This is a genomic window from Spirosoma oryzae, assembly GCF_003002825.1.
In the GTDB taxonomy this organism is placed as follows: domain Bacteria; phylum Bacteroidota; class Bacteroidia; order Cytophagales; family Spirosomataceae; genus Spirosoma; species Spirosoma oryzae.
Genome location: NZ_PVTE01000007.1, coordinates 250,906 through 267,912, shown reverse-complemented (window position 1 = coordinate 267,912; position 17,007 = coordinate 250,906). Strand labels below are relative to the sequence as shown.

The 17,007-nt window shown below is 56.1% G+C and carries 11 protein-coding genes; 4 read left to right on the top strand and 7 right to left on the bottom strand.

The features are described from left to right. Window positions 1-105: 105 nt before the first annotated feature. The 4 genes from CLV58_RS10450 to CLV58_RS10435 form a co-directional block, all read right to left on the bottom strand. A complete protein-coding gene (locus tag CLV58_RS10450; protein ID WP_106137736.1) occupies window positions 106-3,951 on the bottom strand; it encodes a PVC-type heme-binding CxxCH protein in 3,846 nt (1,281 codons plus the stop codon). Window positions 3,952-4,080: 129 nt separating this feature from the next. Next, complete coding sequence (locus CLV58_RS10445; protein WP_106137735.1) at window positions 4,081-4,497, bottom strand: GNAT family N-acetyltransferase; 417 nt, start codon at window positions 4,495-4,497, stop codon at window positions 4,081-4,083. A gap of 85 nt (window positions 4,498-4,582) precedes the next feature. Then, window positions 4,583-5,692 carry a Gfo/Idh/MocA family protein gene (locus CLV58_RS10440; protein ID WP_106137734.1) on the bottom strand — a complete coding sequence of 370 codons (1,110 nt, stop codon included), beginning with the start codon at window positions 5,690-5,692 and terminating at the stop codon, window positions 4,583-4,585. Window positions 5,693-5,748: 56 nt separating this feature from the next. Beyond that, the gene (locus CLV58_RS10435; RefSeq protein WP_106137733.1) at window positions 5,749-6,621 is read right to left on the bottom strand and encodes a sugar phosphate isomerase/epimerase family protein; all 873 of its coding nucleotides are present in this window, start codon (window positions 6,619-6,621) and stop codon (window positions 5,749-5,751) included. Between the two features lie 135 nt (window positions 6,622-6,756). Between CLV58_RS10435 and CLV58_RS10430 the strand changes: the two genes are divergently transcribed. After that, window positions 6,757-7,644, top strand: a complete 888-nt coding sequence (locus CLV58_RS10430; RefSeq protein WP_106137732.1) for an AraC family transcriptional regulator — start codon at window positions 6,757-6,759, stop codon at window positions 7,642-7,644. 135 nt (window positions 7,645-7,779) lie between these two features. On the opposite strand, the gene CLV58_RS10425 is transcribed toward CLV58_RS10430, so the two are convergent. The 3 genes from CLV58_RS10425 to CLV58_RS10415 all read right to left on the bottom strand — a co-directional run bounded on the left by CLV58_RS10425 (window position 7,780) and on the right by CLV58_RS10415 (window position 13,453). Beyond that, window positions 7,780-8,658, bottom strand: a complete 879-nt coding sequence (locus CLV58_RS10425) for an alpha/beta fold hydrolase (RefSeq protein ID WP_106137731.1) — start codon at window positions 8,656-8,658, stop codon at window positions 7,780-7,782. A 161-nt stretch (window positions 8,659-8,819) separates the two neighbouring features. Further along, a complete protein-coding gene (locus tag CLV58_RS10420) occupies window positions 8,820-12,287 on the bottom strand; it encodes a putative Ig domain-containing protein (protein WP_106137730.1) in 3,468 nt (1,155 codons plus the stop codon). A 218-nt stretch (window positions 12,288-12,505) separates the two neighbouring features. Beyond that, window positions 12,506-13,453 carry a 2-hydroxyacid dehydrogenase gene (locus CLV58_RS10415; protein ID WP_106137729.1) on the bottom strand — a complete coding sequence of 316 codons (948 nt, stop codon included), beginning with the start codon at window positions 13,451-13,453 and terminating at the stop codon, window positions 12,506-12,508. Between the two features lie 122 nt (window positions 13,454-13,575). Between CLV58_RS10415 and pdxA the strand changes: the two genes are divergently transcribed. The 3 genes from pdxA (at window position 13,576) to CLV58_RS10400 (ending at window position 16,897) form a co-directional block, all read left to right on the top strand. After that, entirely contained in the window at window positions 13,576-15,198 is a 1,623-nt protein-coding gene (gene pdxA, locus CLV58_RS10410; protein ID WP_106137728.1) for a 4-hydroxythreonine-4-phosphate dehydrogenase PdxA, read from the top strand. 179 nt (window positions 15,199-15,377) lie between these two features. Next, complete coding sequence (locus CLV58_RS10405) at window positions 15,378-16,265, top strand: YicC/YloC family endoribonuclease (protein WP_106137727.1); 888 nt, start codon at window positions 15,378-15,380, stop codon at window positions 16,263-16,265. Then, the gene (locus tag CLV58_RS10400; RefSeq protein WP_106137726.1) at window positions 16,265-16,897 is read left to right on the top strand and encodes a DNA-3-methyladenine glycosylase; all 633 of its coding nucleotides are present in this window, start codon (window positions 16,265-16,267) and stop codon (window positions 16,895-16,897) included. The genes CLV58_RS10405 and CLV58_RS10400 overlap by 1 nt, the downstream gene beginning before the upstream one ends. Window positions 16,898-17,007: the final 110 nt, after the last annotated feature.

The window sequence follows — 17,007 nt, the reverse complement described above, 5'->3', positions numbered from 1 at the left end:
CAAACGAAAGAGTGAACGGTCCGCCGTCGCGGTGAATGAGCTAACGCAGTTATTCACCGCGACGGCGGACCGTTCATTCAATCACTCAATCATTCAATCATTTTATTATTTACTCACCGATGCCGTTTTGGCGGAAATTACCCGCATCACCCCGTTCATCAGGCGCCAGTGGCCGGGGAAGGTGCAGACGTATGGGTAGTCGCCGGGGGTGTTCGGAACCGTAAAGCGCAGCCGGACGGTCTGATCGGGATTGACGAGCGCCGTTGCGGCAATGACCTGCGGAATCGACGGTACGTAGTTTTTCTCCGCCCCGTCTTTCGCCGTAATCATCTTATCAGCCGCGCTACCGATTACGTCCATACTCTTCGGCTTACCGATAACCAGGTTATGCTGCATGGCGTCGGGGTTTTCGAGTACGATCTCTACCTGCTTGCCCGCCGTTACGGTAAACTCTTTCCGGTCGAAACGCATAGCCTCACGTACCGTTTTCATCCGGATCACTTCGACGTTCGGATCGGCAGGCTGCTCGCTTACCAGGCCCCACGCTTCGTAGAGCCGCTGAAGCCGAAGCTGATTGTCGGCCGATGCCGAGCTGTTCAGACTGGCCAGGAATGTCCGGTCGTCGGGGCGGATCGTAACTTTCTTTTTCGGATTCCAGCCTTCGCTGACGCCTTTTACGATAGCCTGTCCCTGCTCCGCTCCCATTTGCTGACTTTGCCGCAACAATGCCATGACCGAATCGATGGGGGCTACCGACGCGTAACTACGGCTGGCCCGTTCGAGCACGTACGAACTCATATTCTGCGGAGCGCGGTACGTCAGCTTATGCGACTTGTTGTTGTTCTGCTCGTTGCCTTCCACGATTTTGTTATCCCGGTCCAGCATCACCGTGATCGTGTAATCGCCGGGGCGGTCGAAGTTAACGTTGAAGTCAGTCGACCACGGGCCGTTGTTCCCCTTGCTGATCGTGACCGTTTCGCCGGGCTTGATGCCGGTAGTGTGTGCCATGCTGACGTAATCGATCTTCGACTTATCCGTCGCATTCGATGGTCCTTCGATACGAATCGACAACGGGATGGGCGTACCCGCCGGAATTTCGACCCCACCCGCGTTCGTTACGTCGACGAAGATCTGCGCCCGCTCACGCAGGGCCGGGCTTTGTGGCGTCGTACGAATGGCAGCAACGATCAGGTCCGGTTTATCAGCCGATGTCATACCAGCGGGTTTGGCCGGGGTCGACGCTGGTGCCGGTGTCGTTGCCGCCGACGCGTTGGGACCATGGGCGTCGTGCTGATGCTGACTCATGTCGTGGGTCGGCGCCGTTTTCGGCGCGTTCATCCCCACTTGTTTCAGATACGCTTTCATCAACCGGCCATCCTCACCAACCAGGGCACTGGCAAAGGCTTCGGGCAACCAGCGGTCGTTCACGTCCGTCGATTTGTCGAGCCGCGCCAGAATCGCCTGTTGTACGGCGGGCGACTGCGGCACCTCCGATAGCTTCAGCAGCGAACTCAATACCACCAATGGCTCGGTATCGGTCATCAGGTTGGCGTTGAGCACAGCCGTAGCCGTTTCGGCCGTTCTGGGCAATGCCTGAACGGCGGCCCGGCGAACGTAAGCGACAGGGTGTTTCAGGGCCTGCGTAGCAGCCGCCAGCGCCTGTTGATCGGAACCGTCCAGTGCGCCCAGTCCCTGTAGGGTCCAGAGTGCGTGAATGGCTGCCGGGTTGTTGCCGATCTCATCCGTCGATTGGTCATTGACCAGTGCAATCAGTTGCGGTACGACGTCTTTGTTCTTCCGGTCGACCAACAGCCGCTGGGCAGTCATGCGCCAGAACATATTGCTGTTTTTCAGCGCAGCGACCAGTTCAGCCGGCCGATCCTTGCTCAGTACCAGCGGTGTGTAAGCAGGTGCTTTACCGTAGCCGACGCGGTAGATACGGCCGTGGGTAAAGTCGCGCAGGGGGGTTTCGTAGGCATTACCAGCTCCGTTTTTGGCACCTTGTGGCGTGGGGTTGTGCTGAATGATGTAGCTGTACCAGTCGACCACCCACACCGCGCCGTCGGGACCGGTTTCGGCGAAGACGGGCGCAAACCACTCGTCGGCACCGGCCATCAGGTTGAACCCTTCGGCATCTTCAAAGTCGGTACCGTCTTTTTGCAGTACGTTCTGGTGAACGATGTGCCCGGTCGGCTCCGATACAAACGCGATTTTGTTCCAGTACTTTTTCGGGAACGCGCGGGCCGTGTAGAAGTTGTGCCCGGCTGCTGCCGTGAAACCACCAAACACGTCGACCTGCCGCACCTTCTCGGTAATCGGCTTCATGTCTTTGTGCGTGTCGGTGCTCCGGCTGCCGTTCTCGCGCAGGTGCATACCACCGTGGAAATACTGATTCGGAATAGCCATGTACCAACCGTGTGCGTTGTTGGCAGTACTGCCGAAGACGTCGCCCGTTTCGGTGAAGCCCAGGCCCCACGTGTTGTTCGACGTGCTGGTCATGTATTCCAGTTTCGACCCGTCGGGCTTGAACCGGAAGAAGCCCTGCCCGAACTGGATCGAGTCTTTGCTGTCGCCGACCAGTCCTTTGAAACCAGCGTAACCCACGCTGCCCCAGATCCAGTTATCGAAACCGTAGTGCAGGTTGCTGGGTCCGGCGTGGGTATCGAAGGTACCGAAACCCGTAAACAGGACCTTTTTGACGTCGGCTTTGTCGTCGCCGTTGGTGTCCTGCAAAAACAGCATGTGCGGAGCCTGCGACACATATAGCCCACCGTTGCCAAAGGCCATGCCCGTCGGGATGCTCAGTCCTTCGGCGAAGTTGGTAAACTTATCCGCTTTGCCGTCTTTATCGGTGTCTTCACAGATCACGATCAGGTCGGAACCGCCTTCGGGCTTGCGCTCGTTCGGGTAATCTTTGGTAATCAGTGCGTAGAGCCGACCCCGTTCGTCCCAGGCCATGGCGATGGGGTGCATCACGTTCGGCTCATGGGCAAACAGATCGAGCGTAAAGTCGGCCGGTACCTGAATATGTTTCATCGACTCTTCGGGCGACAGGGGCAGTTGCTCCATCTGTGGGCCGGGACGATTCTCGTAGTTCGGTAGTTGGGGCGCTTCCTTATACGCGAATGCCTGCGGTTTCAGGTCGTCGTGCAGTTTTTTCACGTCATCGCCCACGGCCCATAGAATACCGCGCTCCAGCAGTTGCTGGAAACCGGGTTGCCGCCAGGTGCGCTCATCGTGTCCATAGGCGGTGTAAAACATCCGGCCTTTGCCGTACGTCCGGGTCCAGGTATACGGCTCCTCTTTCGCGTTGGGCCGACCGGCATCAGCCAGGTCTTTGAACTGATCGGCTTTTACCTCCCGAACGGCCAGTACGTTGTTGTCGGGTTGCAGATGACTGTGCAGGTAGGTTTCGTCGTACGCCTTGAACGACGGCAGGCCCGCTACGATTGGGCTGTTCGGCTGGGTAAACCGCGTTTGAATGGTATCCATTCGGTGCCGCCAGAACTGCCCGCCCACCACTTTATCGACGTATTCGGGGGAGTTCCGAAAGCAGAACGATGCGCAATGCACCGGAATGATTCCGTGGCCCGCAGCGACGTAATCGAGCATGGCTTTCTCCTGCGGTTTCGGAATGCTGTCCCAGTTGGCGTAGATCAGCAGCCCGTCGTACTTATTCAGGTTTTCGGGGTTCAGGTCTTCCAGCTTATCCGTGTAGGTAAAGTTTATTCCCTTGTTACCCAGTGCGGCCATAATCTCCGGCACGCGCTCGATGGGCCGGTGGTGCCCGTTATCGCCCAGGAAGAGTATCTCCGTTCGACGTGGCCGGTTCGCAGCCACCTTCGTCCCCCCCTGTCGATCACTCGTTTTTTGTGAGTTCGTTTGCCGGGCGCACTGCGTCGTCAGGAGGACGACTGCGCTCAGCAAAGCGATGAAGCTATGTTGTCTCATGTATGTATTGGTTAAAGGCACTGTTGGTTATTGATTAGCCAGATACGTCTCTACCCGACTAACCCAATTCGTATCTACTTACGGTGTTTACGGTGTAATCAGCTTCATCGTCGTTGCCTAAGCTAGTAGTCAGTCAAGCTGCCACAGATACCGGCATTTCTGCCGTTCGCCGTCCTGATACATGTCCAGCTCTTCCGGCAGATCAATAATCTCGACCAGTCTGGCACCGATGCGTTCACACGTTCGGCGGGACGGCCAGTTGTCAGGATCGCAGGTAATCCAAAGTTCGCTAAAACCGTGTTCTAATGCGCGCGCTTTTAGCAGCATGCACGCTTGTTGCGCGTAGTGATTTCCCCGGTATGCTTCATTAACCCGGTAGCCGACATGCCCAGCGTACAACCGAATATCGTCCGTATCGCTCAACCGTAACCGAATCGTCCCGACGCTTTGCCCTGAGACCGTTTCTACGATCGCGTAATGCTCGGTCATTGCCCGTCCCGCAGCCGGATCGGCCGGGGTTATCCGTTCGAGTACCAGTTCAATCATTGGGTCTGTAGTTTGTGGTTTGTCGTTTCTCCGGTGAAATGGCTTCGCGCCAGCCAACTACAAACCACAAACCACGAACTAGCAACTAATCAAAGTCCGGAAGTTTCATGATTTCGCCACCGCGTAGGGCTGACTCATGCGCCAGGATACCGACGCTTGTCCAGTTGGCCGACTGAGCCGCGTTGGGGAACGGATCACGATCTTCGACAATCGCCGATACGAACTCGTGTACCATGTGCGGGTGCGAACCACCATGCCCGCCACCCTGCGTGAACGACAGGTGCTGGGTTTCATCGGCATCGTACACGCCTTTTGTCGTAAACCGCTGAATTTCTTCCGGCAGGTAGTGCGCGTAATCGGGAACGGTTACCTTTTCGGGAATCTCCGGTTCGGGTTTCTTAGCTGTGTGAATTACGGGCTGCTCATCCTCGATCAGCTGCCATTCAAATGACTTTTTATCGCCGTATACCTCGAAGCTTTCGCGGTACTGCCGCGCCACGTCGAACAGCGACCGGTAGACGTACGCCGACAGGTCACTGTCTTTGAACTTGATGTGCGCCGATTCGACGGCGAAGGGCGAATTGTGAATCTTCGCTAGTTCTTCGCGGATCGTTCCCGAGCCGAAGCACGATACGTAATCCGCCTGGAGCCGGAGCAGCCCCGCGACCGGCCCGACGCAGTGCGTAGCGTAGTGCATCGGTGGCAAGCCCGGCCAGTAATCGGGCCAGCCGTCCATATCCTGCTGGTGGCTGGCTTTCAGAAACTGAACTTTACCCAGCTCGCCCGTTTCGTACAACTCCTTGACGTACAGAAACTCGCGACTGTAGACCACCGTTTCCATCATCATGTATTTCTTGCCGCTTTCCTTGCAGGCCTGCACAATGGCTTTGCAATCGTCGACCGATGTCGCCATCGGCACCGTACAGGCGACGTGCTTACCGGCCCGCAACGCTTTCAACGTTTGTTCGGCATGGTTGGGGATAGGCGAATTGATGTGAACCGCATCGACCTTCGGGTCAGCCAGTAGTTCGTCGTAGCTGCTGTAGCGTACCTCGATGCCATACGCATCGCCGATCTTATTTAGATTCTCGACGTTACGCTGGCAGATGGCGTACATATTGGCCTGTGGATGGCGCTGGTAGATAGGGATAAATTCGGCCCCGAACCCGAGACCAACAATAGCAACGTTTAGCATAGTGATTGAATTAATGAGTGACGGAATGATTGATTAGCTGGACCGACGTTGGCGATTCAATTATTCAACAACTCAATCATTCTACCTTTTAAAAATTGTAGTCCGTCGGCGGCCAGTTGCTCCGGGGAGTCGAACATGGGGCGGAAAATGTGCGTGGCAGCGGCCAGGTCGGGCGGGTTGATACCGAACGCTTCGATGGCGATGGGGCCTTCGTAGCCAGCGTCCTGCAAGGCCGCGAAAACCTCCTCGAAATTAATGTGTCCCTGCCCCGGCGTTGAGCGATCGTTTTCCGAAATCTGTACGTGAACCAGATAGGGCGCGACTTTGCGGATAGCTTCCCCGATCCGTTTCTCTTCGATGTTGGCATGAAACGTATCGAAGGCAGCCCGGCAGTAGGGATGATTAACGGCTTCGACGTAGCGCACGAGTTCGTCGGCGCAGGTAAGCAGGTACGTCTCAAACCGATTCAGGTATTCGATCGCCAGCACGACTCCTTTTGTCTCGGCATACTCGGCCACCTCCCGCATCGCCTTTACCGACCAGTTCCACTCCTCGTCGGTAGCAGGCTTACCGGTAAAAACACAAAAGCCCGCGTAGAGCGGACCCATCAGAATCGTAGAACCGGCGGCTGCCGAACAGTCGACCATAGCCCGCAGGTACGAAATACCAGCCTGCCGCTGCTCGTTGTCGGGACTAATCAGGCTGCGATCAGGTGGTAGAATGGCGCAGGTTTGTACACCCAGTCCCAGCGTGGATGCCTGCTGCCCGATACGCTCCCACTTCGACAGTACAGCCGGCCCAGCGTCTGTATCACCGATGGGTAATTCAACGAAGTCAAACCCGGTCTGCCGCAGGTAGCTTAGTGTATCACTGAGATACTCGTGCGTTGCAGCTGTCCAGGCAAACAAGTTCATTCCAAGTTTAGTCATAGTCAGTCACTGAATAAGTAAACAAAATTAATTTATGCCCGAATAAGGTGTAAGGCCTTTTTTGGCAAATAATGACTATATATTTGCACAAGAAGGCACTATTAGCCCTTGCCCTTAGCAATAAAAGCACAAATCATGCGTCAGCCACTACGCAAAGAGCTTGAACCCGTTGCGGCTTCTTTTCTGGTGAAAGAACTCGTTGAACCGTACTTCGACCCGAACTGGCATTTTCATCCCCACTACCAGCTTTTTCTGGTCAGGGAAGGCACGGGAACCCGCTTCATTGGTGATTCGATCAGCACATTCGGCCCCGGCGATCTGGTATTTCTCGGACCCAATTTGCCGCACCTGTGGCGCAGTGACCAGCCCTACTTCGATCGCCATTCGACCTTATCAACGCAGGGTATCGTTGTCTATTTTCCGGAAGACTTTCTGGGTGACAGCTTTTTTGAAAAGCAGGAGATGAGCGCGATTCGGCAGTTGCTGGCGAACGCCCGGCACGGGTTGACCTGGTCGAATCAGACGCATAACCGGGCGGTATCGTCGCTAACGAAGCTGGTAGCGCAGCCGGTTAGTTTCAGCCGGCTGATGAACTTGCTGACGCTACTCAACGAACTGGCCGAGAGTGATGATTATCAGTTGCTGGCCAGCGCAACGTATGTGAACAGCCTGCGACCGGAAGAAGCTGATCGGAATATCTATCACCGCATGCAGGTCGTGCACGACTACGTCCTGAATCACTTTCCCGAGGAGCTGAGTCTGGAAACCGTGGCGGATCTGGCGGGGATGACGGCCCCGGCCTTCTGCCGCTATTTTAAGGCGCGGGCGAATAAGACGTTCTCTGAGTTTGTCTCGGAAGTACGCATCGGGCATGCCTGCAAGTTACTGATGAATACACCGCTGAGTATTACCCAGGTAAGCTACGAAAGCGGTTTTCGTACACTCTCCAATTTCAACCGGCAGTTCAAAGACATTACCGGACTTACTCCATCCGGCTACGTCAAAACCTATCGGCAATTGTAGAAACGCAACGACCCCGACCAACTGGCCGGGGTCGTTGCGTTTCTGCCGTTTACGGTTTTCAGAGAGCAGTTTTCGGTTAATAATTTATGGGTATGCAAACTACCGAGAACCGACTTCCGTAAACCGTAAACCGACTTAATACAGCGTCGTAGTGCCGATAGGCTCGCGTACCGAAACACCTTCCTGAATAAAGCTCAGCAGGTCTTCGATCACCCGGTCTTTCTCGCTCACGACCAGGCCGTGCGGAGCCCCTTCATAGACAATATATTCTGCGTTGGGCAGTGCCGCAGCCGTACGTTCAGCCGAGGCTTCGATGGGCACGACTTTGTCGGCATCGCCGTGAATAATCAGGGTAGGTACGTGAATCTGCGCCAGGTCGTCGCGGAAGTCCGTTTCCGCGAAGGCCGTTACGCAATCGACCGTTGCTTTTTGACTGGCGGCATAGGCGCGGGCGAAATCGCCGTCTAGTTGCGCCTGACTGACCGGCTTATCGAGGAAGCCCATACCATAGAACTGCTTACCAAACGTTTGCAGGAAGTCGGCCCGGTCTTTGGTCAGTTTTTCCTTCATGTCGTCGAATACATCGCCATCGACACCATCCGGATTGTCATCCGTTTTGAGCAGGTATGGCGTGATCGCACTCAGAAATACGACTTTCGATACCCGGGCACCACCGTGACGGCTCATGTAGCGTGCTACTTCGCCCCCACCCATCGACATACCGACGAGTGTTACGTTTTGCAGGTCCAGCGTATCGAGTACCGCTTTCAGGTCGTCGGCAAAGGTGTCGTAGTTGTAGCCGTCCCAGGGTTGCGACGATTTGCCGAAACCACGGCGGTCGTACGCAATTACCCGCAGGTTATGCTTCGGTAATTCTGCCAGTTGGTAATCCCAGAGTTGGCTGCTCAGGGGCCAGCCATGGATCAGTACGACGGGGCGACCGGTTCCCAGATCCTGGTAAAATACTTCGATGTCGTTGCCAGAGGCATCGGTGCCTACTTTGATAAAATTCATAACCGTTGATTCGTTTTACAGTGCAAGAAATAAGTCCTCTATAACAACCGGCCTGAGTCTGAAAGGTTGGCCTAAGTCAACGAATTTTGAGAATACGGCATAAAAAAGCAGCGATCCCGGACCCGGCCGAAATCGCTGCTTTTCCGCGCACCCAGTACGGGTTAGTTTTTCAGCACACGAACCGTTTTGGTTTGCTCCGGCGTACTGACAGTCAACAGATACACACCAAGCTGACGACCCAGTTTCACCGTTTGCCGCTCAACCGTCGCAGCTTGTTTCACGCTACTGCGGCTTACCGCCTGTCCGCGCTCGTCGACCAACTGCCATTCGAGCGGCTGACCCGACGCACCCCGTATTTCCACCTCGATGGTTTCGCCCGCGCTTGGATTGGCCAGTACCGCGACATCCAGTGCTTCCCGGGTCTCCGACACACCCAGGCGACTATTCGCCGTGCAGACGGCCAGCCAGTTATAGGTATAGGTCGTAACCGTGCCATCCTGTTCGGCACGAAGCAGAATAGTTGGATTATCGGTGTACAGATTCAGTGAATAGGGGCCCGCGTTCGTCGTTGGCATTGCCTCGTTTACGGCATGGAACATAATCGGTGCCCCCGACGCACCTGCGTATTGTGGCGTAAACGTGACGAGCCTTAGCGACGGTGACAGCCGCTCACAACCGGTTGTGTTTACGCTTGTAATGGCAAAGGTCACCGGTGCTGTTTGTGTGATCGTGATTGGCAGCGTTCCCCTTGCTGTCAGGGCACCCGGATCACGGGCCGTAAGCTGAACCGTATACTGACCAGCGGTTGTGGGTGTGCCGCGAATGACGCGTGTCGACGCCGTAAACGTCAGGCCGGGCGGCAGGCTGGCAGCGGTATACGTCAGGCCGACCTGTCCGTCTGGATCGGTGAACGTTGTAGCCGGTAGCGTATAACTAAATGGTACGCCTACCACGCCCGACTGCGCCGTGGTTCCGTTGAAGACGGGCGGGCGGTTGGCAACAGGTGCACTACCGCAGGCAGCCCGGAAATTCCAGACGAAGTACGTCGACCGGGTCGCCTGATCCTGAATCGGCAGTATGTACTGATTCTCGTCGTAGAAATAAGTGTAGCGAACGCCCAACTGGCCATCACCCGTCACCCCGTTCATAAACAGCGCGGGCAACGCCGGTGTAAACGTGCCGTTGCTGTAGCCAACGACGAAATCGACACTGAATCGATTCGTCGAAAGGGTATTGCAGGTAAAGCTGGTGATTGTCAGCGATGCCGGATCGGCTGGTGTTGGTGCTGGATCGCTGACACTAATTGTCACCGTACCCGACGTAGTCGCACCCGACGGATCGGTGGCCGTTAGTGCCGCATGGGTTGTACCAAGCTGCTGGGGCGTACCGCTAATAACACGCGTCGGCACGTCGAATACCAGCCCGGCGGGCAGGTTCGTCATAGCAAACGTCATGGGTTGCCCTTCAGGATCGGTAAAGGCGGTAGCGGGTATTGCATAACGAAACGCCGTATTGATCGTTCCGCTCAGTGTCGGTACGCCGTTGAATACCGGTGGCTGATTGGTTGTCGTAGCGGTAGTACAGGCCGCCAGCCAATTATAGCTAAACGACGCTATACCCGCTGCACCAGCCTGCTCGGCACGCAACGTAATAACTGGATTATCGGTGTACATCCGTATCGTGTACGGACCTACATCAGTCGTCGCGTCTTTTTCGTTAACAACCCGAAACGCAATGGGCTGTCCATTCGAGCCGCTGTACTGCGGGTTGAACGTTAGTTGCCGCTCCGTTTCCGAGGTACTGACGCAGCTCAGCGTATTGACCCCCGTGATAACCAGCGTGCTGCCACCCAGCGTTTGGAGCGCCTTGTCGGCCTGAACGAATCCGTAGCCCGTACCGAAGTCGAAGCCCGTATCGAAGCCCGGCGTCACCGGATCATCCATATCGAGGGCGGTCTGCTGCATCGTGGCCAATACCTGCGCGGGCGACAGTCTATTACCGGCACGCTCCTGCATCAGCGCAGCGACAGCAGCCGCGTGTGGCGCAGCCGCCGACGTACCGAAGAAGTTCGGGAAACCATCGGGTTCGTAGTCATTGCCGAAGAAGGTGTTGTTGCCGCCATCGACCGCCGTAATCTCGGGCTTTTGCCGCGTAACACCCGTTGTTCCATTGATCCGCTGCCCCGTAGCGTCGAAGTAAATGGGGACACCTCCCGCCGACGAAAACGTTTCGATCACGGCTGTCGATAGCTGGCTGTTGTACGCTGGTGTGCTGAAATAGGGGGCCGCCCCTACGCAGATAGCCCGTGTCGCATTACTGTGCCCGAAGGAAGCCCCCGTTTGCGTATTGTATTCGACGATACTGGTTCGGCTCCCGACGTTAACCCAACGGATCGTGCCCGGATCAGGACCGGCGTATTTCACAATCACGACATTGACTTCCAGCGGAGCACCGGTAGTGTTGGTATACGTGCCCGTTATTTCGACAGGGTCACCACTAAAAATATTGTCAGAAGCACTAGAAGAAACAAGTGAGTTTCCCCGGTATATCAGGATGTCGAGATCCGTCTTTGCGCCAGTTCCTCCGCTCACCGATCGAAACGGGTCATCCCACTGAAACGACAGCCGGATCGTGCCGCCCGTCGGGATGGTCACTTTCTGGTAAATATCGCCCCCACCAAAGTCGTGCGCAACCCCGTAACCGGGTAAGACAATACCCGAATTGCGAAACTGACTCATGTACGACGCCCGCCCCTGGTTACCAGCCGACGAGAAATAGCTGACATTGTTGTTAGTTACCACCTGATCGACTGCCTGCCCGATGATACCATCCTGAAAGAAGGGTTCCGCAAAGTAGATGACGTCGTCTACAATGATGTTACAGCCCGCATTGGCTAAGTCGATAATCCCTTTAGCAAAACCAGCCTGACCACGGAAAGCCGTGTTGAACGCAATGGCAGCGCCGGGCGCTACATCGTGTACGATCTCGGCCATGGCACGCCCCTCATCAGTTCCTGACGGTAAATCGTCGATAACCTGCACGCCTTCGGCGGGTAGATCGCCCGAAGCCACACCGGCAGCGGCTCCTTTCAGCGCGTTGTAGGTATCAGAGATAACGCCAACTTTAGAACCGGCTCCGGTTACGCTATAGGTTGCCCGAGCGACGTCGGCCCGCAGGCTTTTGTCGCCCTGCGACGTGACCTTACCCGCGTTGTTGATGGGTTTGTAATAAGGCCGGGCGTAGTGCAGGCCGGATACATCCTTCAGCTCATCGAGTCTGTCGATGGGGAGGTAACCGAAAATCATGCTTTTGAAGGCGACGCCTTCGCGCAGGCCCAGCGCCTGTAGCTGCGCCAGCAGGGCATCCCCGCGCTGATCGACCGCTACGCCTTCAATGGCAACAGCTCCGTCAACAATTACGTAGTCATCAGCAGACCCGCCGGGCCCCGGTGCCGCCATGCGACCGTTGGTACTTGGCCTACCCTTCATCACCGCCAGCAGATCGGGCGTCATTTTGGCCACGCGGGCCGCTTCCTTGGTTGGCGTCTGCGCACTAGCGTCCCTGGGAACGCTTAACAGCGTTCCGCACAGCAAAACCACCAAGCTTCCTGCTCGTAGTTGTTTAATCATTAAAGGATGAAGTTAGTTGATTAGGGAATTCTGTTATTTAATTGATAGAGTATATCAAATATGCTAGCTTCTTTTCACACATATGCGAATCGACGTAGATAAAGTTGGGCAAATAGCCTATGTGGCTTGCACTTAATATGTCTTTAATCGTCTATAACGTAAAAAAGCCCGGAACACCTACGGGTCGGCAGGTGTTCCGGGCTTTTTCAAAATCGTGTTTACTCAGCCAGTGCCTGACTTAGCTGCTGAACGAGTACCTCGTTGATTCGGACGTAGCTTTCATGGGTCCAGCCCGCTACGTGGGGGGTCAGCACAACTTTGTCTGACTGGCGCAGGTAGTCGAAAGCCGTCTGCTGCTCGGGTGTCAGTTTGCCGAGTTTTTCGTTTTCCAGTACGTCCAGACAGGCTCCGCGCAGTTTACCACTCTCCAGTCCCCGCACCACTGCCGACAGCGACGCGATTTCCCCCCGGGCGGCATTGATCAGGTAAAACGGTTTACTCGCCTGCTGAATGAGGTTGTCATCAATCAGCGTCCGGGTTTCGTCGGTCAGCGGGATGTGCAGGCTCAGTACATCGGCTTCTTCGAGCAATTGGCCCATCGACGCTTCCTGCGCAAACGCATCGCTATAGCTTGTCCGGTATTTGTCGTAGCACAGTACCCGGCAGCCGAAGCCGCTAAGCCGACGGGCGGTGGCCTGTCCGTTATTGCCGTACCCGACAATGCCGACCGTCATACTACCCAGTTCGTAGCCCCGGTTACCTTCGCGGTCCCAGACGCCCTGCCGCACTTCCCGGTCGGCCTTCACGATATTGGCAATCAGGCCCAGCAACATACCAACGACATGCTCGCCCACGGCATCGCGGTTGCCGGTACCGGCATGAAATACCTGAATGCCTCGCTGCTTGACCACGTCCAGATCAATCAGGTCAAGCCCGGCACCCGCCCGCCCGATCAGTTGCAGGGCCGGGGCATGCGCCAGCAGGTCCGCATCGACGGTGGTTTTACTGCGAATAATCAGCCCCTGGTAGGCACCGATCGTTGTCAGTATGTCGGCCCGGGTCAAGGTCGGCTGGTAGCTGTAGGCGAAGCCAGCGTTGTCGAGCATGGTAAACAGCGACGGGTGCATTTCGTCGACAATCAGAAGAGAGAAGGGAATCTGGGACATCCGTCGGGTTTTCGTACCTTGCGGCTTTATCGATGAAACAGGAAAATCGCCAATCGTCGGTAACCCATTGGGTACCTCAATTGGTTTAGTAGCTAAACACCTGGCGAAACTAGCAAAAGTAGATGGAACAACGCCAATCTGAAGATAGTACACCCGATTCGTTGGTGCCCTTGCCCAACTCATCGGTCGATATAGAGGCTACCCAGCCCACCGCATCTGCCCCGGTGGAGCCAACTGCCCAGCCTGCCCCCGCTGAAAACACCCCAGCCAATCCGCGCGAAGGAGGCCGGCGTGGGCAACCCCGCCGTGAGTTTACGCAGGGCGACAACAACGGGCGCGACAACCGGCAGAACGGACGGCACGACATGGTGCAGAAAGATAGCCGGCCGCAACGAGACAACGGACGCCGTTCCGACGATACCCGCGACCAGCAAACCCGCGAAACCAATCAGCGACCCGCCCAAAACCAACGCACTGGCGACCGGCAGGCGAATCGCGAACGCGATGCGAACAGTCAGGAACCGCGCAATCGGGAGCAAGCCAGTCAGGCACGGGAGACCGACAAGCAGGAGCCGCGCAATCGGGAGCAGTCGGGTCGTGACCGGGAAAACGGAAATCCGGAAAACCGGCAACGCGAGTCCCGGCAGCGTGACGCTTCCGTCAATGAATCCGACGATCAGGCCAGCCGCGCCGACCGCGACGGCGGTCAACCGGGTGATAACCGGCTGGTGATCGGTATCTCGATGGGCGACTACAACGGTATCGGGCCGGAGGTAATCCTGAAAGCCCTTCAGTACAACCGCCTGCAAAAGCTATGTACGCCGGTCATTTATGGGTCGATGCGCATCATGAACCGGTATCGGAATTTGCTGGACATGAAAGACTGGAACCTCAACGGAGCCCCCAGCATTTCGCAGATCAGCCATAAGATGACGAACGTCATCACGTGCTGGCCCGATCAGCAGCAGGAAATTCAGCCCGGTCAGGTGACACCCGAAGCGGGGCAAGCGGCCTTCGCCTGCCTGCAACGCGCCGTAGACGATCTGAAAGAAGGGAAGATCGACGCGCTCGTAACGGCTCCGATCAACAAATACAACATTCAGTCTGAGGAGTTTAAATTTCCGGGTCATACCGAATACCTCGCCGAGCAGTTTGGCGTTGCCGACAACCTGATGTTCATGGTCAGCGAGCAGTTGCGCGTGGGCGTCGTTACGGGCCACGTACCGCTGGGCCGGGTACGGCAAAACGTTACCCGCGAGCGGATTTTGCAGAAACTGAACCTGATGATGCAGTCGCTGAAGCAGGATTTCGGTATCGAAAAGCCGAAAATTGCGGTGCTGGGCCTTAACCCCCATGCAGGAGAAGAAGGGCTGCTGGGCAACGAAGAGCAGGACATCATCAAGCCGTTGCTGAATGACCTGCGCAACAAAGGGCAGCTGGTGTTTGGCCCTTACCCGGCCGATGGCTTCTTCGGTACGCGCAGTTACGGCAAGTTCGACGCGGTACTCGCGATGTACCACGATCAGGGACTGATCCCGTTCAAATCGATTGCGTTTGAGGAAGGCGTCAACTTCACGGCCGGTATGCCAGCCGTACGGACCTCCCCCGACCACGGCACCGCTTATGATATTGCGGGAAAAAATCTGGCCGATGAGACATCCATGATGCAGGCTATCTACACGGCCATCGACGTGGCCCGGCAGCGCAAGGAATACGCCGAACTGGCTGCCAATGCCCTTAAATAAAGTTATAAAGTTGGATAGTTATAAAGTTTCAGAGTTGCAGCGCTGTAGAGTTGCGGTTTCCCGCCGGGGCTGACTCGTCCTGGCTGCTGAATGGCAACTTTACAACACGACAACCATGCAACTTTACAACTGGCTAACGCTACAACCATCCAACTTTACAACCTTGTAACTCCATTCGTATGCTTAAGTCAATGACCGGTTTCGGCAACGCGACCATAGAAACCGGTAGCCTGTCCGTTACCGCCGAAGTAAAGACGCTGAACTCTAAATTTCTGGATATTTTCTGCCGCCTGCCCCGGCAGTACGCCGACAAGGAAATCGAACTGCGCGCCCTGGTTACGCAGCAGCTTGAGCGTGGGAAAGTCGAGTTGTCCGTCAGCGTTACCCGTACGCAGTCGGTGAAGCCGGGCGTTGTTATCAACCGCCCCCTGCTGACAGCTTATGTCAACGACATCCGCGAATCGGCGGCTGGCCTGTTGATGACTATCCCCGACGGCGACCTGCTGAAAATGGCCCTTGGTCAGCCCAATGTTTACCAGACAGAGGTTACCGAAGCCGCCGACGACACGACCGACTGGTCTGCGGTGCAGCAGGCGGTGCAGGAAGCTCTCCGGCGGTGCAATGCGTTCCGGCAGCAGGATGGTGCCGTGCTGGAAGGCAAATTCGGCGAATACATTCAAACGATCAGCAACTGCCTGAGCGACATCGAGAAGCAGGACGTCCTGCGGATTCCGGCGGTGCGCGAGCGGCTGATGACCAACGTGCGCGAACTCCTCGACAGTGAAACCTTCGACCGGAACCGCTTCGAACAAGAGCTGATTTATTACGTCGAGAAGTTCGACATTTCGGAAGAGAAGGTTCGGCTGAAAAACCACCTCGATTATTTCGTCGACGTCATGAACACCGAAGAAGCCAACGGCAAAAAACTCAACTTCATCGCGCAGGAAATCGGCCGGGAAATCAATACCATCGGCTCGAAAGCCAACGACGCAACGATTCAGCGCTTCGTGGTTCAGATGAAAGACGAGTTAGAGAAGATCAAGGAGCAGACGATGAACGTGATCTGATGGAACGGCTTGGCGCAGCTTTTTACAACAACGACACGCTGACCGTTGCCCAACAGCTGCTGGGTTGCGAACTGGTCCACGAAACGCCGGAAGGCCTTACCACCGGCATCATTGTCGAGACAGAAGGCTACGTGACGGGCGACCCCGCCTGTCACGCCTATCGGCGGCAGACAACGCGCAACGCAGCTATGTTTGGCCCCGCCGGAACGCTCTACGTGTACCAGATCTATAATCACTACAACTGCATCAACGTCGTTACCAGTCCCGAGGGTGTGGGGGAAGCCGTACTCATCCGGGCGCTGGAGCCAACCGAAGGCATCGACCTGATGGCCGATCGGCGCAACGAAGCGTTCAAGACCGGCTTCGAACGCTACCGCAACAACACCGTCGACCCCGGCACCACAAAGGGTTTCCGTAACCTCTGTAACGGTCCCGGCAAACTGACGATTGCACTGGGTATCAGCCGGCAGCGCGATAACAACAGTTCGCTCATTACTGGTACCATCTACATCCGTGGGCCGGTTCAGACCGATTTCGACATGGTCACGACGACGCGTATCGGCCTAACGCAGGGCGTCGACTTACCGTACCGCTATTACATCAACGGCAATCCGTTTGTCAGCAAGAAATAAAGCACCTCAACGGGTGCTTTATTTCTTACTACCGATGCCCATTTACGTTGTAGAACCAGCAGACTGTCAGAGTCGCTCATACCTGCCGACCAACCGATTATATTATGCAT